The sequence below is a fragment of the Micromonospora sp. NBC_00330 genome (assembly GCF_036136635.1).
Taxonomy (GTDB): domain Bacteria; phylum Actinomycetota; class Actinomycetes; order Mycobacteriales; family Micromonosporaceae; genus Micromonospora; species Micromonospora salmantinae.
Genome location: NZ_CP108012.1, coordinates 2,857,877 through 2,878,996, shown reverse-complemented (window position 1 = coordinate 2,878,996; position 21,120 = coordinate 2,857,877). Strand labels below are relative to the sequence as shown.

The following is a 21,120-nucleotide window of genomic DNA, read 5'->3' as shown; positions in this document are numbered from 1 at the left end:
GAACCACATGACGGAAGTCAAGCTCGATCACCCCGGTGGGCAGCTGTCGATGCCGGTGCATCCTGCGGTCGAGGGCCCCGCCGGTATCGGGGTGAGCAAGCTGCTGAAGGAAACCGGGATGACCACGTACGACCCCGGTTTCGTCAACACCGCCGCTGCCTCATCCGCGATCACCTACATCGACGGCGACGCGGGCATCCTGCGTTACCGGGGGTACCCGATCGAGCAGCTGGCCGAGAAGTCCTCCTTCCTGGAGGTCTCCTACCTGCTCATCTACGGTGAGCTGCCGACCGAGCAGCAGCTGACCGAGTTCACCGAGTGGATTCGGCGGCATTCGCTGCTGCACGAGGAGATGCGCCGCTTCTTCGACGGCTTCCCCCGGGACGCCCACCCGATGGCGGTGCTCTCGTCCGCGGTGAGCGCCCTGTCCACCTTCTACCAGGACAGCCTGGACCCGTTCGACTCCGAGCACGTGGAGATCTCAACGGTCCGGCTGATGGCGAAGGTCCCCACCATCGCCTCGTACGCCTACAAGAAGTCCATCGGTCAGCCGCTGCTGTACCCGGACAACTCGCTGGGGTACGTGGACAACCTGCTGCGGATGACGTTCGGCGTGCCGGCGGAGCCGTACGAGGTCGACCCGGTGATGTCGAAGGTGCTGGACATGCTCTTCGTCCTGCACGCCGACCACGAGCAGAACTGCTCCACGTCGACCGTCCGCCTGGTCGGCTCCAGCAACGCCAACCTGTTCGCCTCGGTCTCGGCCGGCGTGAACGCGCTGTTCGGCCCCCTGCACGGTGGCGCGAACCAGGCGGTGCTGGAGATGCTCCAGCAGATCCACGCCGGCGACGGCGACGTCCGGTCCTTCGTCCGCAAGGTCAAGGACAAGCAGGACGGCGTCAAGCTGATGGGCTTCGGCCACCGGGTCTACAAGAACTACGACCCGCGGGCGGCGATCGTCAAGAAGGCCGCGCAGGACGTACTGGGCCGGATGGCCAAGCCCGACCCGCTGCTGGACATCGCCATGGAGCTGGAGGAGATCGCCCTCGCCGACGACTTCTTCGTCTCCCGTCGGCTCTACCCGAACGTGGACTTCTACACCGGCCTGATCTACAAGGCCATGGGTTTCCCGACCAAGATGTTCACTGTGCTCTTCGCGCTCGGTCGGCTCCCCGGCTGGATCGCCCAGTGGCGCGAGATGATCAGCGACCCGGAGACCAAGATCGGCCGTCCGCGGCAGGTCTACGTCGGCTCCGCCGAGCGGGACTACGTCCCCTTCGGCGAGCGCTGACCCGCTCCTCGCTTCACCAGCAGGCCGTCGACCCCTCCCGGGGGTCGGCGGTCTGCCGCGTTTCCGCGCTCCGAGCTGCCCCGTCCCGGCATGATCGACTCGGTCCTCGGGCGTGATCCAACCGACCGTCCGGCCTGATCGCCGCTTGGCGTGATCGACTCGGGTTTCTTGAAGGCGCGGTTTTCCTCGTGCCGGGACACCCCGACTTTCAGGAAGCCGAGTCGATCAGGCGCGGTGGTGCCGAGGCAGGCCCTGACCGTCGGGCGGCCCTGACCGTCGGACGGCCCCGACTGGCGATGATCGCCGACGGGCCGGGAGGTCAGAAGGCGGAGATGTCCTGGGCCCGCTCGCTGCGACTCAGCGCGCTGATCAGCGCGGACTGGCCACGGCGGCGCACCGCCAGGCGGACCAGCAGGTCGCGTACGGGGTCGAAGACGTCCGCCGGGAACTCCGGCGTGGATAGGCCGACGCTCACCGCGAGGTCGTCGGAGTGGACCACGATCTCCAGCTGACGGGTGAGCAGGAACTCGCTGCGCGGAAGGGCCCAGCCCTGCCACGGGATCGGCACGACGTCACGGGCGGCGCCCCGCGAGAGCAGGTGGCCGACCTCCGTCAGCGCCTGGGCGGAGCGGGCATGCAGGTCGGCCGGCCCGCGTACGGCGTCGGACTCGTCGGGGCCGGAGGCGACCGTGTTCTCGTCCGGGGACCCCTCGGAGACCCAGGCGGCCCGCTCGTAATGGTTGTCGGCCGACTCCAACACCGGCAGGTCAGTCGGCATCGGCAGTAGCTCCGCCGCGCGGACCGCCTGACGTCCCAGGTGGCACGCCAGCCCACCCACGGACAGGTGTGGCAGCGCGCTCGGGCTCGACCACTGCTCGGTCACCTCGGGGCGTCGGATCAGGTCCAGCGCGATCGAGGCGGCGACCGGAAAGCTGGCGTCCAGGGCGTCGACAGGACGAGACATTCGCACATTCTGACAGCCCTGGCCGACAGCCGCTGAGCTGCACGCCCCGGCCTGACGGCCTGACACTGAGCCGCTCGGCGCCGAGCGGCGCGCCCCGCCTGACGGCCCGACACTGGGCTGCCCGGCTGCCCGGCTGCCCGCTACTCGCCCGGCGCCCCGGCGCTCAGCTCCCAGCGCAGAACTGCCCGGCGCGCTCGCCACAACATGATCGACTCGGCTTTCAGGAAGTCGGGGGGTCCCCAGCACCGGGACACCCCGACTTCAAGAAAACCGAGTCGATCAACCGCAAGTCGGGGCATCCCCAGCACCGGGACACCCCAACTTCAAGAAAACCGAGTCGATCAACCCCACCCGAGCCCGAACCCAGCCCGAGCGCAGCCCAGGCCAGACCGGGCCAGGCCCGAGGCCGAGCCGGGATCGGGCCTGGACGGGGAGGGTCAGCGCAGGCCGGCGGCGGCGAGCAGGTTGCCCTCGGGGAGCGCCGGGAGGGCCCGGCCCTGCGACATCCGCTGTTCGGCGCGCTCGGCGGTGAACGCGGCGTCGTGGTGGATGGCGGCGGCGTAGCTGGCGGCGGTGCGTTGGGCGATCGCGGCCCAGCCGTACTGGTCGTGGACCATCCGGCGGGCGTGGCGGGCCATGACGCGGGAACGGTCGGGGTCCGACAGCAGCGCGTCCACGGCGTCGGTGAGGCTGTCCGGGTCGTGCGGGCGGAAGGTCATTCCGGTGACGCCCGGGTCGACGATCTCGCCGAGGCCACCGGTGGCGGCGACGGCGAGGGGAGCGCCGGCCGCGGCGCCTTCCAGGGCCACCATGCCGAACGGCTCGTAGATGCTCGGTACGGCGAAGCAGTCGGACGCGGCCATCAGCGCGGGCAGGTCGGTGCCGCCCAGGAAGCCCGGCATGGTGACCATGCCGCCGAGGCCGCGGCGGTGCACCTCGGCCTCCAACTCGGCGCGGTACGGGCCGTCGCCGGCGATCACGGCACGCAGCCCGGGGTGCCGCTCGCGCAGCCGGGGGAGCGCGGCGATCAGGTGCTGGACGCCCTTCTCGTACACCAGGCGGCCGGCGAAGGTGACCAGCGGGCCGTTCCCGGCGAAGCGGGCGCGGGCGGCGGCCACGGCGCGGGCGGGCACCCGCCAGCGGTGCGGCTCCACGCCGTTGGCGACCACGTCGACCCGTCCGGCCGGTACGCCGAACAGCGCGTTCACCTCGTCGCGCATGTACCCGGAGCAGACGATCACCCGGTTGGACTCGCTGCTGAGCCACTGCTCGACGCCGTGGATGGTGCGGTTCATCTCCTCCGGCAGCCAGCCCTGGTGCCGGCCGGCCTCGGTGGCGTGGATCGTGCTGACCAGCGGGATGTCCAGGTGGTCGCGCAACGTCATAGCGGTGTGCGCGACGAGCCAGTCGTGGGCGTGGATGACGTCGTAGGAGCCGGCCTGGGTGGCGCGCAGCGCGGTGCGGGTGAGGGTGTGGTTGAAGGCCATCGTCCAGGCCAGCAGCGAGCCGGTGGCGAGGGGGAAGGTCACGGGGTCCTCGGGAGCCCGCAGGATGCGTACGCCGTCGGCGTATTCCTCCAGGGGTGCGCCGTCGGAGTGGCGGGTGACGACGGTGACCTCGTGGCCGGCGGCGGCGAGGGCGACGGAGAGGGCGTGCACGTGTCGACCGAGACCGCCGACGAGCACCGGCGGGTACTCCCAGGACAGCATGAGGATGCGGCGGGTCTGCGGGGGCACCCCGGGGCCGGACTGCGCCGGCACGGGCGTGCCGGGCTGCGCTGTGGGGCCGGTCTGCGCGGGGGGCCGGGAGGTCACTGTGGGCCGGTGGGCCCGGTCCTTGGTGGTGGCAGCGAGCTGCTCGTCGACCCGCACTGTCACATCAATCTCCATCCATGCATGGTGAGGCGCGCCGGCATCAGTGGCGGCGGAGCGAGAGGTGTAAGGGGTGGCAGATGGCCTGACGGGACGCGCGCGGACGCTTGCCCCCGAACAAGGAAAGTCCATCGGGACCAAGAACGCACCTCGAAAAGGGTCATCGTGACGGAGGACACCCGATCGGTGTAGCGCGCATCAGACGGGCGGTTTTCGCCCGTCGCCTGAAAGGATGGATTGGCGCGCCCGAGCCGGGGGCACTACCTGCGTGCGCGCGGGCGATCTCGGCCGGTGCGCACATAACCATGGTCTAAGGAGCGACATGCAGGTCTGGCCGGGCGAGCGGTACCCCCTGGGCGCCACCTACGACGGGATGGGCACCAACTTCGCCATCTTCTCCGAGGTGGCCGAGCGGATCGAGCTGTGCCTCTTCGACGAGTGGGACACCGGCGCGGAGCGCCGCGTCGAGCTGCGCGAGGTGGACGCCTACGTGTGGCACGCGTACCTGCCGGGCATCGAGCCGGGCCAGCGCTACGGCTACCGGGTGTACGGCCCGTACGACCAGGCGAACGGGCTGCGCTGCAACCCGCACAAGCTGCTGATCGACCCGTACGCCAAGGCCATCGACGGTGACGTGGAGTGGGACCCGGCGGTCTACGACTACGACCTGAACGAGCCGGAGCGGATGTCGGAGACCGACTCGGCGCCGTTCATGCCGAAGTCGGTGGTGGTCAACCCGTACTTCGACTGGGGCAACGACAAGCCGCCGCGCACCCCTTACCACCACTCGGTGATCTACGAGGCGCACGTGCGTGGGCTGACCATGCGTCACCCGGACATCCCGGAGGAGCTGCGCGGCACGTACGCGGCCATCGCTTCCCCGCCGATGATCGACTATCTGACCAGGCTCGGGGTGACGGCGATCGAGCTGATGCCGGTGCACCAGTTCATCCACGACAACCGCCTCGTCGACCTGGGGCTGCGCAACTACTGGGGTTACAACAGCATCGGCTTCTTCGCCCCGCACCACGGTTACTCCGCGCTGGGCCGGACCGGCCAGCAGGTGCAGGAGTTCCGGGGCATGGTGAAGGCGCTGCACGCGGCCGGCATCGAGGTCATCCTCGACGTGGTCTACAACCACACCGCCGAGGGCAACCACCTCGGGCCGACGCTGAGCTTCAAGGGCGTGGACGCCCCGAGCTACTACCGGCTCAGCGAGGAAGACCCCCGCTACTTCGTCGACTACACCGGCACCGGCAACAGCCTCAACGTGCGCAGCCCGCACTCGCTGCAACTGATCATGGATTCGTTGCGGTACTGGGTGACCGAGATGCACGTCGACGGCTTCCGGTTCGACCTGGCGGCCACCCTGGCCCGCGAGTTCTACGAGGTGGACCGGCTCTCCACCTTCTTCGAGGTGGTGCAGCAGGACCCGGTGGTCAGCCGGGTGAAGCTGATCGCCGAACCGTGGGACGTCGGCCCCGGCGGCTACCAGGTGGGCAACTTCCCGCCGCTGTGGACGGAGTGGAACGGCAAGTACCGCGACACCGTGCGGGACTTCTGGCGCGGTGAGCCGGCCACCCTCGCCGAGTTCGCGTCCCGGATCTCCGGCTCCGCCGACCTTTACCAGGACGACGGCCGCCGACCGTTCCACAGCATCAACTTCGTCACCGTGCACGACGGGTTCACGCTCAACGACTTGGTGTCCTACAACGACAAGCACAACGAGGCCAACGGCGAGGAAAACCGCGACGGCGAGAGCCACAACCGGTCCTGGAACTGCGGGGTCGAGGGCGACACCGACGACGAGGCGGTCCTCGCCCTGCGGGCCAAGCAGCGGCGCAACTTCCTGGCCACCCTGATGCTGTCGCAGGGCGTGCCGATGATCGGCCACGGTGACGAGCTGGGCCGCACCCAGCATGGCAACAACAACGTCTACTGCCAGGACAGCGAGCTGGCCTGGGTCGACTGGGACAACGCCGACGAGCACCTGTTGGACTTCGTCCGCACGCTCACCGCGTTCCGCAAACGTCACCAGGTGTTCCGCCGTCGCCGGTTCTTCACCGGGCTGCCGGTGAACGGGCGCGGCATCGACGAGCCGCTGCCCGACCTGGCCTGGTACACCCCGGACGGGCGGGAGATGACCGGCGAGGACTGGGGCAACGACTTCGGCCGCTCGGTGGCGCTCTTCGTCAACGGCGAGGGCATCCGCGAACGCGGCCAGTACGGCCAGAAGCACCACGACGCGTCGTTCCTGCTCTGCTTCAACGCCCACGACGCGCCGCTGGACTTCACGATGCCCGGCAGCGAGTACGGCCAGAAGTGGGAACGGGTGATCAGCACTGCCGAACCCGAGCCGGACGACGCCACGGTGATCAGCGCGGGCGGCACCATCCGGGTGCCGGACCGCTCCCTCGTCGTGCTGGAGAGGACGATCTGACATGCCGGCCACCCCTCCCAAGGCCACCTACCGGATCCAGGTCCGCCCCGGCTTCGACCTGGACGCCACCGCCGCGATCGTCGACTACCTGGACGACCTCGGCGTCAGCCACCTCTACAGCGCCCCGCTGCTGACCGCCACCCCCGGCTCCCAGCACGGCTACGACGTGGTCGACCACCGGGCCGTCAACCCGGAGCTGGGCGGGGAGGCCGCCCGCCAGCGGCTGCTGGCCGCCCTGCGGGACAAGCAGCTCGGCCTGGTCGTCGACATCGTGCCCAACCACGCCGGGGTCGCCGTCCCGGCCGCCAACCCGGCCTGGTGGGACGTGCTGCGCCGGGGGCGCGACTCGGCGTACGCCGACTGGTTCGACATCGACTGGGACCGGGGCCGGCTGCTGCTGCCGGTGCTGGGCGACGACCCGGCCGCCCTGGACGACCTCAAGGTGGTCGACGGGGAGCTGCGCTACCACGAGCACCGCTTCCCGATCGCCGACGGCACCGGCGACGGCAGCGCCCGCGAGGTGCACGACCGGCAGCACTACGAGCTGGTCTCCTGGCGGCGCGGCGACGCCGAGCTGACGTACCGCCGATTCTTCGCCATCGCGGGCCTGGCGGGTCTGCGCGTGGAGGACCCGGCGGTCTTCGCCGCCACCCACGAGCTGATCCTGCGCTGGGCCGCCGCCGGGGAGGTCGACGGCATCCGCGTCGACCACCCGGACGGCCTGCGCGACCCGGCCGGCTACCTGGCCCGGTTGCGGGCCGCCGCGCCCGACGCCTGGCTCGTGGTGGAGAAGATCCTGGAGTACGGCGAGGAGCTGCCGGACTGGCCGGTGGACGGCACCACCGGCTACGACGCCCTGGCCGCTGTCGGCGGGCTCTTCGTCGACACCGACGCCGAAGGTGACTTCACCGCGCTGGACAACCGCCTCACCGGGCAGCACACCTCCTGGGAGGACCTGACCCACACCACCAAACTGGCCGCCGCCACCCAACTGCTCGCCGCCGAGCTGACCCGGCTGGCCGCCCTCGCCCCCGAGGTGCCCACCGAGCAGGCCCGCGCGGCGCTCGCCGAGCTGGCCGCCGCGTTCGCCGTCTACCGGGGCTACCCGCCGCACGGCGCCCGGCACCTCGCCGCCGCCCGCTCCGAGGCCGGCCGCCGCCGCCCCGACCTGGCCGGCGCCCTGGACGCTGTCACCCGCCGACTGCGCAAACCCGACGACGAGCTGGGCATGCGGTTCCCACAGCTCACCGGCGCGGTGATGGCCAAGGGCGTGGAGGACACCGCGTTCTACCGCTGGACCCGGTTCGTGGCGCTCAACGAGGTCGGCGACAACCCCGCCCACTTCGGGGTGCCGCCGGCGGAGTTCCACCGCTTCGCCGCCGCCCAACAGGTCCGCTGGCCAGCCAGCATGACCACCCTCTCCACCCACGACACCAAACGCGGCGAGGACGTCCGCGCCCGCCTCGCCGTGCTCAGCGAACTGCCGGGCCGCTGGGCCGAGCAGGTCAAGACCTGGATGGAGTACGCGCCGCTGCCCGACCCGGCCTTCGCCCACCTGCTCTGGCAGACCGCCGTCGGCGCGTGGCCGATCGAGCGGGAACGGCTGCACGCGTACGTCGAGAAGGCCGCCCGGGAGGCCGGGGCGTCGACCAGTTGGGCGGACCCCGACCCGGCCTTCGAGCAGGCAGTGCACGCCGTGGTGGACCAGATGTACGACGACCCGAGCCTGCACGACGAGCTGACCGAACTCGCCGCCGCCATCGCCCCGGCCGGCTGGTGCAACTCGCTCGGACAGAAGCTGATCCAACTCACCATGCCCGGTGTGCCGGACACCTACCAGGGCACCGAGCTGTGGGACAACTCCCTCGTCGACCCGGACAACCGCCGCCCTGTCGACTTCGACGTACGCCGAGAGTTGCTGGCACGCATCGACGGCGGCTGGCGTCCCCCGGTCGACACCGACGGAGCGGCGAAGCTGCTCGTCGTGTCGCGGACCCTGCGGCTGCGGCGGGCGCACCCGGAGCTGTTCACCACCTACCGGCCGGTGCCCGCACACGGGCGGGTGGGCCGGCACGTGGTGGCCTTCGACAGGGGCGGCGCGATCGCCGTGGCGACCCGGCTGCCGCTGGGCCTGGCACGCGCCGGTGGGTGGTGTGACACAGCTCTGTCACTTCCCGTTCACGAGATGAAGGACCTGTTCACCGGCCGGGTCTACAGTGGCGGGGAGACCCCTCTGGACGACCTTCTGGCCGACTATCCCGTGGCTCTGCTGACTCCTTCCACCGCTTCCGTGGAGGCTGCGTGATGACCGAATTCAGCGTGTGGGCGCCGGACGCCGAGCGGGTGCGGCTGCGCCTGGCCGGCGACACCGACCACGAGATGCGTGCCGCCGCCGACGGCTGGTGGCGGGTCGAGGTGCCCGACGCCGGGCTCGACTACTCCTTTCTGCTGAACGACGACGAAACCCCACTGCCCGACCCCCGGTCACCGTGGCAGCCTGCGGGAGTGCACGGGCCGAGCCGCCGCTACGACCACGCCGAATTCGCGTGGTCAGACAGCGCGTGGACCGGCCGGCAACTGCCCGGCAGCATCCTCTACGAGCTGCACATCGGCACCTTCACCCCGGAAGGCACCTTCGACGCGGCCATCGACCGCCTCGACCACCTCGTGTCACTGGGCGTCGACCTGATCGAGCTGCTCCCGATCAACGCCTTCAACGGCGAACACAACTGGGGGTACGACGGCGTCTGCTGGTACGCCCCACACGAGCCCTACGGCGGCCCCGACGGCCTGAAACGGTTCGTCGACGCCGCCCACGCCAAGGGGTTGGGGGTGATCCTCGACGTTGTCTACAACCATTTCGGGCCCTCCGGGGCCTACGCGCCGCAGTTCGGGCCCTACCTCGCCGAGCAGAGCAACAGTTGGGGCCGCTCGATCAACCTGGACGGCCCGCACTCCGACGAGGTACGCCGCTACATCATCGACAGCGTGCTCATGTGGCTGCGCGACTACCACGTCGACGGGCTGCGTTTGGATGCCGTCCACGCCCTGCACGACTCGAGGGCCGTGCCCATCCTGGAAGAACTGGCCGTCTCCGTCGAGTCGCTGTCGACGCACCTGGGTCGGCCGCTGTCGCTCATCGCCGAATCGGACCTCAACGACCCGCGGGTCATCACCCCGCGCGAGGCGGGTGGGTTCGGGCTGCACGCCCAGTGGAACGACGACGCGCACCACGCCCTGCACACGTTGCTGACGGGGGAGCGGCAGGGCTACTACGGGGACTTCGGCTCCCTGGAGACGCTGTCTGACGTGCTGACCGGTGGGTTCTTCCACGCCGGCACCTGGTCCAGCTTCCGGAACCGGCACCACGGGCGGCCTGTTGATCCTCGGGTGCCTGGACACCGGTTCGTGGCGTACCTGCAGAACCATGACCAGATCGGGAACCGAGCTACCGGGGATCGCATCTCGGCTTCGCTGTCGCCTTCGCTGCTGCGGGTGGGGGCTACGTTGCTGTTGACGGCGCCGTTCACTCCCATGTTGTTCATGGGGGAGGAGTGGGCTGCCTCTACGCCTTGGCAGTTCTTCACCTCGCACCCGGAGCCGGAGTTGGCGTCCGCGGTGCGGACCGGGCGGCGGCGGGAGTTCGCCTCGCACGGGTGGCCGGAAGGGGACGTGCCTGATCCGCAGGACCCGGAGACGTTCGTGCGGTCGCGGTTGGACTGGGCCGAGCTGGACAAGCCCGAGCACCGGGAGATGTTGGCGTTCTACCAGCGGTTGATCGCGCTGCGTCGGTCGCTTCCTGACCTGTCTGATCCTCGGATGAACGCTGTCTCTGTGCAGCACGGGGATCAGTTCCTGGTGATGCGGCGGGGAGACACCCTGGTCGTGGCGAACCTGGCTGGGCGGGGGCAGGGGGTGTCGCTGCCCGGGGTGGCGCGGCGGGTCTTGCTGGCTACGGGGGAGGGTGTCACGGTGATGCGGGACCGGATCCAGTTGCCTGCGGAGACTGCGGCGATCGTGGCATTGTGAAGCCTAGGCGGTTGCGCAAACGAACCCGCAGCCGTCAATGCCACCCATAAGGCTCACATTGCTCTCCGCATCCTCGGCGATCGAACTGTCACTACGTCAGCCGCTGAGCGGTTTGATTAGCATAGTGGTACTTGCCAAGTCTCAAGACATCCGTGGCGCATCAGTCTAAGAATGCGGGGGTGTGGCTGGCTTGGGCTAGGCCATAAATCACGACTTCCGGACCGCGGATGTGAATCCGACAACAAAGAGCGTCGCAAACCCCCATGAGAGTGCCTGGAGTAGCCAACCAACTATGGCTAGCCAATCGCTAGCGACCGTGCCTACGAGATCACACTGACTCCTTATGTTTGTCTTGATAAGAGGAATAGTTAGGTCAATTGCTACACCAATTCGTTCACTAGCACGGCATGGCGTCCCTGGGTTGGGAGAGTTTTTAGTGTGCACTAGCGCTGGTGAGGTTAAGCAGAGAACGCTCGAGATAATTGCAACCGCAAGTAGGCCAATCAGAGTTCTCCAGGGTTGGTATCCATATCCGAGGAGCAAGCCGGTGGTTCGAGCCCAAAGGCGATTCGATCGGCCTGTCAGCGTGTGTGAGTCAATTTGGTGCTTCCGCTGTGCCCTTAGAACAATACGGGCCTCGCTCTCATGTCCAGCTGCGCGGTGAACGGCGGCAAGCTGCTGATAAGGCTGCGGGGCGTAGCCTCCCGTGTCATGACGTAGAAGCGAAAGCCACTGCTGCAAATCTAGCCCAGACGGCACCCGAGGATAGGTGAGACCGTCAATAGAAATTCGCTTGTCAGGCGAGCTGCTGTTAGTGATTCGTTCAGGATTGAAAAAGAACGACGTCCCTACCGACGCGTGATCTAAGTTTAGAGTAGGGATTTTTCCCGACCCCGTGGCGGTCAGATCCTTGCCCACCAGAAGGTCGCCCTCAACGTCCAGCCCATCCGCTACGATCGCCGGACCTGAACCGTTCTTAATCGTTGCCCCCCGAACCTCCACGGTTGAGATTCTTGCGTTGAGCAGCCGAATCGTAGCAAATGCGCTACCGCTTTCGGCGGCGAAGCCGTTGCGGATTAGGAGACTGTCAGCTGTCATGCCATCGGCGGATATCGCAGGACCTGATTTGTTGTGTAAGTTGGCGCCAGAGAAATCGACGAAGCTGTCGATCCGTGAACGGTTCAGGCGTACCGTCCCGAGCGTGCCATCGCCGTATGCTTCGAACCCGTAACGCAGAAATAGGGAACCCGAAACTCGCAAATTGTCCGCGCCGATTCCCGGTCCCGATTCGTTATATATCCTCGAACCGTTGCAGTTAAGGTTGCCGCCCACCTTGGCGGCGATCATATTTACTGCGCCGCCAAACTTCGGCATCGCACGAATTGTGCATCCGTGAATGTTAAGAGCGGACCTTAAGTTTGCATGAGGTAGGTTGAGGGCTGGCGCGACGGTATTGGCTAACAGGCAATCGTGGAGCTGAAGTCCAAGCAAATCTGCGCTTTCCGCGGTTATTCCTTCAGGGAGGTAGCACGACTCCAAGCGGAGCCCTACGTCCGTCCTCGCGTTGTCGAGATCCAGACGGCCGACAATGCAGGCACCTCGAATGCGCACTCCCCTCGGATCAATCACGCCGTGACGGCCGAGCAGTATATCCCTCACCATGGAAGCTGCAATGGTGCGTTCGTCGCCCCACTCCTGCATCGAAGCTTCGTCTATCGAGTGTGAACCTGCTAGATCCAGCATGTTGCCCTGAACGGCGGCTGTCAGTAGGCGCTGCTCATTGGTTGTATTCAAATCAGGTTCTGAGGGCATGACCTATTAGACCCATTTTCGGGAATAGATGCAAGCTCCTAAACGATACGCTGCGGCTCAAGGTCGCTGGCAAGATTTCGGGTGAAGGACGAGTGCCAAGCGGTGGACCGGCACCTAGTTCGTGACGCGTGGCTCAGGCTAGCGCCTGGACTTCCCGCAGCAGCCCAACCGCCGTGGGGCAGTGGCTCATGTTGTGGTCTGTCGCAGCTTTACCGCGCGGTCAGCGTAACCACTGCAAAGCGCTTCCGGTGTACCGTCGAGCCCATGCGGGGGTAGGAGTCTGTAGCGCCTATCCCAGTCCTCTAGCCGGGGGTGGCCGAAGGCATGGTGAAGAAGCCGGACACCATCGGTGCCAGGATCAGGTACTGGCGGATGCGCCGCGGCGGGATGACCCAAGCCGTCCTTGCTGGGCTCGCTGGCGTCACCCAGTCGTACGTGTCGCAGGTCGAGTCGGGTCGGAAGACCATCGACCGTCGCTCCACTCTGGTCGCTCTTGCGGCCGCTCTCCAGGTTACGGTGGCTGACCTGCTCGGCCAGGGCACAGAGTCCGGCGATCCGGCTCGCGAGAGCGCCGCCGAGTGCGTACCGGCGATCTGGTCAGCCCTGATCGAGATTGAGGACGGCGAGCGCCGCCGGTCGACCTACACGGCGGAGCGCCTAGCCGCCGAGATCGCCCGAGCCGAGCAGCTCCGCACCTCGTGCAACTACCCGGCGATCGCTCGTATGCTGCCCAACCTCCTGCTTGAAGCCGCCGCCGTGGGCGGCAGTGCGCTCGTCCAGGTCGCCTACCAAGCCGCCACCTGCCTGCGGAATCTCGGCTACCGCCACTTAGCCCTTAACGCCGCCCGGCTCGCCGGGGCGGTCGCCGAGGACACCGAGGATCCGGCCTGGATCGCGGCCTCCCGCTTCGCCTATGCGCAGAGCCTGCCGATTGAATCCGCATCGGTCGCTGCCCGCGCCGCCGACCGGTCACTGACCGAGCTGCAAGCCGACGCCGCCGACGAGCGGGTGCGACAGATGCTCGGACAGCTCCATCTCTCGGCCGCGCTGACATCGACGGTCAGCGGTCGATTGGATGTGGCTCGCGATCACCTTGCCGAGGCAGCGCGCGAGGCGGCAACGCTCGGGGATCCCGTCGACGGTGCCGGCTTCAACGGCTGTGGATTCGGGCCAACCAATGTCGGTCTGTGGGAGATGTCCATTGCGGCGGAGCAGGGCGAGTCCGGCCGGGTGATTGAGCTGTCTCGGACGGTCCGACCGCAGGTGCTTGCAGCGTCGATCCGCCAGCAGTCCTACTGGCTAGACCTCGGTCGCGCACTGGCGGACAGCGGTCGCCGAGACGTCGAGGCGCTATCTGCATTCGTGCAGGCTGAGCGGGCAGCACCCATCCCGTTCGCCATCAACCCCCTCGCTCGCGATGCCGTAATGACGCTCGCGCAGCGCGCCCAGCGCCGAGCCATCCCCGACGAGCTGCGCCTGCTCGCCGGTCGCATCGGCATCAACCTGGCTGCATAACTGAAAGTTGTCGCCCTTCGGGCGGTTCTGCCCTGACATCCGGCTTCGGAGTTGAATGTCCCGTCCGGACGAGCCTGGCACCGTCATGCAGCTGGCACCAACGTGGCGCCTGTCCAGATTGACGTGGCATCTACGCCGGGCCGTGTTTGTGCTCATGACTTGGCGGCTTCCGCACGCTGTCCACCCCCGGGGCACTCCTCGGGCGGGGCGTAGGCACGAATGGTGCCGTTGTGCCGCGCAACTTTTCCGTCGGCGGTGAGGGCTACGGCGCGTTTACAGACGGGGCACCGGGCCCGCTGGTGCTGCGAGCGCTGAGTCACCTTGCCTCCCCATGCGGGTCGTTGCACGTCTTCACTCTCATCGCCTACCGATGCCGCCCATCATTGCCGATCGAGGCTCGGAAGTGGGCTGACCACGGAAGGTGCCAGACCCGCCCGGACGACGTCGAGCGTCACTGATGCGGTGCGCTGCGGGTGTAGCGTCCAACCGTGCGGGCGTAGCGCTTCGACGCCGCAATCCGGTCCTCTAACTGGGGTGGGCGTAGGCATGGTGACGAAGCCGGACACCATCGGTGCCAGGGTCCGTTACTGGCGCATGCGCCGTGGCGGGATGACTCAGGCCGTCCTCGCTGGGCTCGCTGGCGTCACCCAGTCCTACGTGTCGCAGGTCGAGTCGGGCCGGAAGACAATCGACCGTCGTTCCACTCTGGTGGCTCTCGCTGCAGCCCTCCAGGTCACGGTGGCGGACCTGCTTGGTCAGGGCACCGAGTCCGGCGACCCGGCTCGTGAGAGCGCCGCCGAGTGCGTGCCGGCGGTCTGGTCGGCCCTGATCGAGATCGAGGACGGCGAGCGCCGCCCGTCGACCTTCACGACGGAACGCCTGGCGGCCGAGATCGCCCGCGCCGATCAGCTCCGCAATTCGTGCAACTACCCGGCCATGGCCCGCATGCTTCCGAGCCTGCTACTCGAAGCCGCTGCCGTGGGTGGGACCGCGCTCGCTCAGGTCGCCTACCTAGCCTCCACCTGCCTTCGGCACCTCGGCTATCGTCACCTGGCCCTAAATGCCTCCCGGATTTCAGTATCGGCTGCCGAGAACGTTGAAGATCGAGCGTGGATCGGCGCATCCCGGTTCATCTACGCGCAGAGCCTGCCGATCGAGTCTGCGCGCTTGGCAGCCAGAGTCAGTGACCGCTCGCTGGTGGAGCTTCAGGGAGACGCCTCCGACGCCCGGGTGCGGCAGATGCTCGGACAGCTTCACCTCATGGCAGCGCTGGCTTCGACGGTGGACGCTCGTCCGGATGTTGCCCGCGACCACCTCGCCGAGGCCGCCCGCGAGGCGGCGAGTCTGGGAGATCCGGCCGACGGCGGCGGCTTCAACGGGTGTTGCTTCGGGCCAACCAATGTGGGGCTCTGGAAGATGTCCATCGCGGCCGAGCAGGGCGAGTACGGCAAGATAGTCGAGCTGTCCCGGACGATCCAACCGCAGGTGCTCAAGGCGTCGAATCGCCAACTGTCGTACTGGCTCGACATCGGGCGCGCGCTTGCGGACGGCGGTCGCCGGGACTCTGAGGCCCTCACCGCATTCATCCGGGCCGAGCAGGCCGCGCCGATCCCGTTCGCGATCAATCCCTTCGCCCGCGATGCCGTAGTGACCCTGGCCCAGCGCGCCCAGCGCCGGGCCATCCCCGACGACCTGCGCCTGCTCGCCGGCCGCATCGGCATCAACCTGGCCATATAACTGCCAGTAATCACCGCATCACTAGTCGGCCCTAGTGTCCGGTTTGGGACGCGAGCACGTCCTGATGGCCTGGGGCGGCGGGTGATAGCGAGCCTCCGGGCCCCGACGGAGGAGGCGGGGATGAGCGGACAGGACGACAACGCTCCGGAGAACACGGGCGAGGTGGCCGAGCGAGAGGCTGCCAAGCAGCGCCTCTTGGCGCAGGCCGAGGCGGAGCGCGTACCCGTGGAGGACACGACCCGTGCGGTCCCGGACCGGCGGTGGCGGCGTGACCAACGATGACCTCCCGATCGGTCGCCGCGTTGCCCGCTGGCGGGTGCGGCGGTCGATGACGCAGCAGATGCTTGCCGACCGGCTGCGCAGGTCGAAGAGCTGGGTGGACAAGGTGGAGCGGGGCGTGCGCGCCCTGGACCGGTACTCGGTGATCCAGGAGTTGGCCCACGTCCTGCGGGTCGACCCGGAGGTCCTGCTCGGTCAGCCGCGGCCAACGCCTGCCGGCCCGCCGGACGGGGTGGACGACATCCGAGCCGCTCTCGCCCGCTACGACGCCCCGCAAGCCCATGAGCAGACGATGGAAGAAGTAAGAAGGCAGGTCGGCTACGCCTGGTTGACCTACCAGCACGCGCACTACGGGCAGTTGGTGCGGGTGTTGCCGGGTTTGCTCGACACCATCCAAGGCGCGCAGACACCGGAGTTGCTGGTGCAGGCGTACCGGATCACCTCGTCGTTGCTGGTGAAGCTCGGCGAGGCTGACCTGGGCTGGCTGGCCGCCGATCGGGCGACGTCCGCCGCTGGCGACGACCCAATCCTCGCGGCGACGGCGGCCATCTCGGTGGCCCAGGCGCTCCGCGCGTCGGGCCGCGACCGCCTCGCGTTGGCCGCGACGCTCGCCGCCGCGAACCGCATCACCTCAGGTCCCCAGCGGTCGGCGGGGGAGTGGGCTGTGGGTGGGACGCTGCTGCTCCAGGCCACTCTGGCCGCCGCCGGCTGCGGCGACACCCGCCGCGCCGACGACCTGATCGACCGGGCCGCCGGGATCGCCGCCGGGCTCAGGGGGTACGACGATGTGCACCGGACCAGCTTCGGGCCGACCGCCGTCGACGTGGCGCGAGTGCTGGCGGCGGCGCAACGGGGTCAAGCCGTCGAGGCGCTCCAAAGGCATTCGACAGTGATCCGGCGGGAGGCGTGGCGGCGGTTGCCGGCCGAGTATCGGGGCGCGTACCTGGTGGACGTCGCGCGGGCGTACCTCCAGGTGGGTGACCTACGCGGGGCTGCACGGGCCCTGGTGGACGCCGACAGTGTCGCGCCGGCCGAGGTTCGGTGTCGGCCGTTGGCGCGTACCGTGATCGCCGATGTTGCCCGCGCGCAGCCGGCGCCGGCCGGCGTGGCGCGACTCGCCACGCTGGTCGGGCTCACGAGGTGAAAGCCCGCCGTCCTGCTATCCGCGGCCGACCCAGGTGGCGACGCACGCCTCGTTGCCCTCGGCGTCGGCCAGGACCCACCACATGGGTGCGTGCGCGTCGGAGACCAGGTGGCCGCCGGCCGCCAGGGCGGCGGCGATGCGAGCCTCTGCCTGATCGTGCGGGACGGCTATGTCGAGGTGCATGCGGTTGCGCTGTGGGCGCGCCTCGTCCGACGGTTGCAAACCGAAGCCCGGGCCGCGGCGCGACGGGTCGAACAGGTAGTCGTCGCCAATCTGCCGATAGCCGAGCAGCGCCTGCCAGAACGGCAGCACGTCCGCGCCGACGAGTGCGTCAAGGGTGACGTTGATGAGTTGTACGGCGGTCGGGTCGGCGGGTAGGCCCAGTTCCTTGGCGGCGGCCGAGATGCGCCGGGCCAACGAGATGTCGCGCCGATTCAGGCTCACCGTGACGCCAGTGCCGCGCAGGTCGACGATGAGGTGTTGCTGCTGGGCCTCGTCGGCTAGCCGGCCAATCTCGTCGACGAGCGCGATGCCCTTGGACAGCGAGTCGGTCGGGAAGTAGGCCGAGACCAGGTGGTAGAGGCAGCGCCAGTCCTCGACACCGTCGGCCGCGTGGAACTGCGCGGCCGTGATCTGCCCAGTCATGTCAGCGAACCTAACATCGGCGTCGCGACGGCCTCCTACACGGCGGTTGCCGGCTGCGGGCGGATCGCAGTAGAAGCGGAAGGCGAGCGAGGGTACGAGGATGGCGAGGGCGGCTCGTCGCTGAATCAGGCTGCGTTGTGCTGGCCGTTGACCGGAGGGCTGATGGTGTACTGGCTTGCCGCATCCAGCCGGGTGGAGACGCTTTCCGGAAGCTCGAATGCGAGGCCGGCGAGGTTCGCGCTCAGTTGATCGGCGGAGCGAGGGCCGAGGACCACCGAGGTGATCTCGGGCCGGCTGCGGAGCCAGGCGAGCGCCACGGTTGGCGTGGTCGTTCCTAGTTCGGCGGCGACGGTGGTGACGTCGTCGACGATGTCGAAGTGCCGCTCGGCGAGGAGACCGGTCACGAATGCGCGTGCCATCGGGCTGGGCATGGCCGCCCATTGGGCGAGTCGGGATCCGGCGGCCGGCGCGGTGCCGCGCTGGTATCGCCCGGCGAGCAGACCGCTGCCGAGCGGGCTGTAGGCGAGGACGCCGAGCCCGTGTTGCTGGCAGGTGGGCACGATCTCGGCCTCGATGGCGCGCGTGATCAGGGAATAGTTGGCTTGCAGGCTGATGAAGGGTGTTCCGCCGAGGCGTTGCGCCGCCCATTGGGCGCTGACGATTCCGGCGGCGGTGAAGTTGGAACAGCCGATGTAGCGGACCTTGCCGGAGCGCACGAAGCCATCGAGCGCTGCCATGGTTTCGTCGATCGGGGTGTCCGGGTCGGGCACGTGGCACTGGTACAGGTCGACGTAGTCGGTGCCTAGTCGGCGCAGGCTCGCCTCCAGGGCGCGGGTCAGGTGGGCGCGGGACAGGCCCCGGGTGTTGGGCCCGGCACCCTGCGGTGCCGCCCCCTTGGTGGCGAGGACGACCTCGGAGCGGCGGTGGGCGATGGCGTGGCCGACAACCTCTTCGCTGGTGCCACCTCGGTAGGTGTCTGCGGTGTCGATGAAGTTGTGGCCGGCGTCGAGGAACTCGCCGATGACGCGGCGGGCCTCGGGTTCCGGCGTCGGTGCCTGCGGGTCGGTGCCGAAGTTCATCGTGCCCAGGCCGGCCCGGGAGACGTGGAGGCCGGATCGGCCCAGTGTCGTGTACTGCATGCCATCCCCGTAGAATCGGAATCAGTATTCCGCTTGAAGATACGGAATCTAGATTCCGCTCGTCAAGGGTGCTCGATTTGAGGAGGCCGGCATGATCCGTTCGGATGCGGCGCGCAACCGCGCGAAGGTACTCGCGGCGGCGGAGATCGTGCTTGGCGAGCAGGGGCTGACCGCCCGCATGGACGAGATCGCCCGCCGAGCCGGAGTTGGTGTCGGTACCGTCTACCGGCACTTCGCCACCAAGGAAGCCCTCTATGCGGCGATCGTCTCGGCGCGGGTGGACCTGCTGCTTGACGAGGCTGCCCGGTTGCGCGTCGCCGCAGAGCCGCAGACCGGGTTCTTCAGATTCTTCGCGCAGGTCGTCGCGGACGCAGCGCGCAAGAAGACTCTGACGGACGCGTTGCACAGCGCAGGGATCGACGTCAAAGCAGAGCAGGCAGGCCAGCGAACGCAGATGCGCGACGCGTTGGCAGACCTTCTGCGCGACGCCCAGGGCGTCGGCGCCGTACGCCTCGACGTCGGCATGCCCGAGATACTCGCCTTGTTACGGGGCGCCAGCATGGCGGCGGAAACTGGTGACTACTCCGGCCCCGTCATCGACCGGACCCTTGCCGTTCTGTTTGACGGCCTGCGCCCGCTCGCGCCCCAGGCACCCCCGCCATCGGCGTAACGCGTCGGCTTCTCAGTAGGTCTTGTCGGCCCGGCCCGGCGCGACGCACGTGCCTGCCTCGTTCAGGTCACCGGCAAACCGTAGCCGGCCCTAACGCTGGGGTTGTGCCACGTGCGACTGAGCCTGCGACGCCCCTCGGGCCGCGAAGCGTGTTAACGCGGACAGTGTCGCGCCGGCCGAGGTTCGGTGCCGGCCTCTGGCGCGTACCGTGATCGCCAATCTTGCCCGCGCGCAGCTGCCGCCGGCCGGCGTGGCGCAACTGGCGACGCATCTCGGCCTCACCCGCTGACAGTCGCTGACCTCGGCACCGGCCTCGCGTGGGTTCTTACTGGGGCTACCGGGCGTCGCGCCGACGACGCGCGCGCTCGAACTCGGCGACATCCGACATCCAGGGACCGTGCTGTTCGAGTGCGGCGCAGCCGCCGCGGACGAAGGCGCTCACCAGCTTCCGGTACCCGCCGATCCCGTCGACCAGGCTGTACTCGACCTGGTACTGCGGATCGGATCCGGCTTCCCCGTGTCGCACCGTCGTGATCCGGGCGATGGAGTCCGCGTAGAAGTGCAGTTGAATCCCCTCGCCCCTCTCCTCGTCCTCGATGGTGAACACTTCGTTGTCTCCGGCTGAGCGATCGGAGACGAACTCCCAGAACTCGGCGGAGGCAGTGCGAGGCCCGTCCCGTACCCATTTCTTCTCGCCGCCCTTGTCATCGGTGAACGACAGGGCCGTCTTTCTCGCACTCTCACCGAGGTCGGCGTGGTCGTCGCCTTCCACCGGTGTGCTCCTGGAGCGGTCCGCGGCCTCCGAGCACATCAGAAAGCTCACCGTCCGCACCGCGTCATCGACGAGTTCGGGGTACGCGCGGCGCACGGCGGCCTCAACCGCCGCCGCCATCCGATCCCGGTCGCGCTTGTCAGTGGCCCGGTGTCCCCGCCGCGGATCGAGGCCGATCCGCATCCCGGCGCACGCCTGCTCCGCGGTGGCGATCACACGCATGACCTGGGGCAGCAGTGCGGGGTCGACGGCATCCGGGCTCCGCCGTGGAACCGTCGCGCCATGCAGATACTGGCCCGTGTACCTCAAAATCGCAGCGTCGAGTGGCCCGAGGGCTACTCCGCGCTCGGCGCGACGGCGGTCCGCGTGATACTCCTGGGCACGTTTCTCGTTCGCCAGCTCCGTCGCCGCGCGCATCGCCTCGCAGACCTGACCGCGCTCCAGTAGCTCGATGTCGGCGCCATGGGCGACGAGACGACTCCTGTCCCACCGGATGCGCCGAAAGAGCGCGTCGACGCCTGCGGGCGGGGAGAGCAGGACCTGGTCCAGGAGCGCGACGGCAGCGTTCTCGTCGAGCTGGCCCCGGATTCCGGCGGTGTCGCACAGCGGGAGGACCGCACTCCACAACAGCAGGTGCCTGGCCAGGTCCGCCCGGATCACCGCAAGATGGGATTCCCCGATCGGGAACGTGAACGTGCGAGGGTCATGGTTGGCGTCGGCCCCGGCGGCGAGCGTCAGCTTCAGCTCACCGTCCTCGCGGATCACCTTCGGGAACCAGCCGCTGCTACGGGTGAAGACGATGTCTTCCATAG

Annotated in this window: 15 protein-coding genes; 9 read left to right on the top strand and 6 right to left on the bottom strand. The window is 68.5% G+C overall.

Annotation, left to right across the window (positions count from 1 at the left end; genetic code table 11):
• The first annotated feature begins 7 nt into the window (after nt 1–7).
• Nucleotides 8–1,291, top strand: coding sequence for a citrate synthase (locus tag OG598_RS12865; protein ID WP_091408199.1), 1,284 nt, complete (start codon nt 8–10; stop codon nt 1,289–1,291).
• 319 nt (nt 1,292–1,610) lie between these two features.
• Here the strand turns inward: OG598_RS12865 and OG598_RS12860 are convergent, their stop codons facing one another.
• The gene (locus OG598_RS12860; protein ID WP_328654645.1) at nt 1,611–2,255 is read right to left on the bottom strand and encodes a maleylpyruvate isomerase N-terminal domain-containing protein; all 645 of its coding nucleotides are present in this window, start codon (nt 2,253–2,255) and stop codon (nt 1,611–1,613) included.
• A gap of 437 nt (nt 2,256–2,692) precedes the next feature.
• Nucleotides 2,693–4,144 carry a glycosyltransferase family 4 protein gene (locus OG598_RS12855; protein WP_328654644.1) on the bottom strand — a complete coding sequence of 484 codons (1,452 nt, stop codon included), beginning with the start codon at nt 4,142–4,144 and terminating at the stop codon, nt 2,693–2,695.
• A gap of 304 nt (nt 4,145–4,448) precedes the next feature.
• On the opposite strand from OG598_RS12855, the gene glgX reads away from it, so the two are divergent.
• The 3 genes from glgX to treZ are packed head-to-tail and all read left to right on the top strand — an operon-like array spanning nt 4,449 to nt 10,595.
• The gene (gene glgX / locus OG598_RS12850; RefSeq protein ID WP_328654643.1) at nt 4,449–6,566 is read left to right on the top strand and encodes a glycogen debranching protein GlgX; all 2,118 of its coding nucleotides are present in this window, start codon (nt 4,449–4,451) and stop codon (nt 6,564–6,566) included.
• 1 nt (nt 6,567) lies between these two features.
• Nucleotides 6,568–8,871, top strand: coding sequence for a malto-oligosyltrehalose synthase (gene treY, locus OG598_RS12845; protein WP_328654642.1), 2,304 nt, complete (start codon nt 6,568–6,570; stop codon nt 8,869–8,871).
• The gene (gene treZ, locus OG598_RS12840; protein ID WP_328654641.1) at nt 8,871–10,595 is read left to right on the top strand and encodes a malto-oligosyltrehalose trehalohydrolase; all 1,725 of its coding nucleotides are present in this window, start codon (nt 8,871–8,873) and stop codon (nt 10,593–10,595) included. The genes treY and treZ overlap by 1 nt, the downstream gene beginning before the upstream one ends.
• Nucleotides 10,596–10,802: 207 nt before the next feature.
• Here the strand turns inward: treZ and OG598_RS12835 are convergent, their stop codons facing one another.
• Nucleotides 10,803–12,407 carry a hypothetical protein gene (locus OG598_RS12835; RefSeq protein ID WP_328654640.1) on the bottom strand — a complete coding sequence of 535 codons (1,605 nt, stop codon included), beginning with the start codon at nt 12,405–12,407 and terminating at the stop codon, nt 10,803–10,805.
• Nucleotides 12,408–12,731: 324 nt separating this feature from the next.
• On the opposite strand from OG598_RS12835, the gene OG598_RS12830 reads away from it, so the two are divergent.
• From OG598_RS12830 to OG598_RS12815, 4 genes are all read left to right on the top strand, one after another.
• Entirely contained in the window at nt 12,732–13,922 is a 1,191-nt protein-coding gene (locus OG598_RS12830) for a helix-turn-helix domain-containing protein (protein ID WP_328654639.1), read from the top strand.
• Nucleotides 13,923–14,468: 546 nt separating this feature from the next.
• Entirely contained in the window at nt 14,469–15,659 is a 1,191-nt protein-coding gene (locus OG598_RS12825) for a helix-turn-helix domain-containing protein (protein WP_328654638.1), read from the top strand.
• A gap of 120 nt (nt 15,660–15,779) precedes the next feature.
• Nucleotides 15,780–15,941 carry a hypothetical protein gene (locus OG598_RS12820; protein ID WP_225855464.1) on the top strand — a complete coding sequence of 54 codons (162 nt, stop codon included), beginning with the start codon at nt 15,780–15,782 and terminating at the stop codon, nt 15,939–15,941.
• Nucleotides 15,928–17,082 (top strand): helix-turn-helix domain-containing protein, encoded by a 1,155-nt coding sequence (locus OG598_RS12815; protein WP_328654637.1) that lies wholly within the window; start codon nt 15,928–15,930, stop codon nt 17,080–17,082. The genes OG598_RS12820 and OG598_RS12815 overlap by 14 nt, the downstream gene beginning before the upstream one ends.
• 15 nt (nt 17,083–17,097) lie before the next feature.
• Here the strand turns inward: OG598_RS12815 and OG598_RS12810 are convergent, their stop codons facing one another.
• Nucleotides 17,098–17,727, bottom strand: coding sequence for a VOC family protein (locus OG598_RS12810; RefSeq protein ID WP_328654636.1), 630 nt, complete (start codon nt 17,725–17,727; stop codon nt 17,098–17,100).
• A gap of 125 nt (nt 17,728–17,852) precedes the next feature.
• Nucleotides 17,853–18,866 carry an aldo/keto reductase gene (locus tag OG598_RS12805; RefSeq protein WP_328654635.1) on the bottom strand — a complete coding sequence of 338 codons (1,014 nt, stop codon included), beginning with the start codon at nt 18,864–18,866 and terminating at the stop codon, nt 17,853–17,855.
• A 91-nt stretch (nt 18,867–18,957) separates the two neighbouring features.
• Between OG598_RS12805 and OG598_RS12800 the strand changes: the two genes are divergently transcribed.
• Complete coding sequence (locus OG598_RS12800) at nt 18,958–19,536, top strand: TetR/AcrR family transcriptional regulator (RefSeq protein ID WP_328654634.1); 579 nt, start codon at nt 18,958–18,960, stop codon at nt 19,534–19,536.
• Between the two features lie 334 nt (nt 19,537–19,870).
• On the opposite strand, the gene OG598_RS12795 is transcribed toward OG598_RS12800, so the two are convergent.
• Complete coding sequence (locus OG598_RS12795) at nt 19,871–21,118, bottom strand: DUF6357 family protein (RefSeq protein ID WP_328654633.1); 1,248 nt, start codon at nt 21,116–21,118, stop codon at nt 19,871–19,873.
• Nucleotides 21,119–21,120: the final 2 nt, after the last annotated feature.

Coding starts and splice junctions, on each gene's coding strand:
- OG598_RS12865 (WP_091408199.1), top strand. CDS start 8: ATGACGGAAGTCAAGCTCGATCACCCCGGTGGGCAGCTGTCGATGCCG.
- OG598_RS12860 (WP_328654645.1), bottom strand. CDS start 2,255: ATGTCTCGTCCTGTCGACGCCCTGGACGCCAGCTTTCCGGTCGCCGCC.
- OG598_RS12855 (WP_328654644.1), bottom strand. CDS start 4,144: ATGGAGATTGATGTGACAGTGCGGGTCGACGAGCAGCTCGCTGCCACC.
- glgX (WP_328654643.1), top strand. CDS start 4,449: ATGCAGGTCTGGCCGGGCGAGCGGTACCCCCTGGGCGCCACCTACGAC.
- treY (WP_328654642.1), top strand. CDS start 6,568: ATGCCGGCCACCCCTCCCAAGGCCACCTACCGGATCCAGGTCCGCCCC.
- treZ (WP_328654641.1), top strand. CDS start 8,871: ATGACCGAATTCAGCGTGTGGGCGCCGGACGCCGAGCGGGTGCGGCTG.
- OG598_RS12835 (WP_328654640.1), bottom strand. CDS start 12,407: ATGCCCTCAGAACCTGATTTGAATACAACCAATGAGCAGCGCCTACTG.
- OG598_RS12830 (WP_328654639.1), top strand. CDS start 12,732: ATGGTGAAGAAGCCGGACACCATCGGTGCCAGGATCAGGTACTGGCGG.
- OG598_RS12825 (WP_328654638.1), top strand. CDS start 14,469: ATGGTGACGAAGCCGGACACCATCGGTGCCAGGGTCCGTTACTGGCGC.
- OG598_RS12820 (WP_225855464.1), top strand. CDS start 15,780: ATGAGCGGACAGGACGACAACGCTCCGGAGAACACGGGCGAGGTGGCC.
- OG598_RS12810 (WP_328654636.1), bottom strand. CDS start 17,727: ATGACTGGGCAGATCACGGCCGCGCAGTTCCACGCGGCCGACGGTGTC.
- OG598_RS12805 (WP_328654635.1), bottom strand. CDS start 18,866: ATGCAGTACACGACACTGGGCCGATCCGGCCTCCACGTCTCCCGGGCC.
- OG598_RS12800 (WP_328654634.1), top strand. CDS start 18,958: ATGATCCGTTCGGATGCGGCGCGCAACCGCGCGAAGGTACTCGCGGCG.
- OG598_RS12795 (WP_328654633.1), bottom strand. CDS start 21,118: ATGGAAGACATCGTCTTCACCCGTAGCAGCGGCTGGTTCCCGAAGGTG.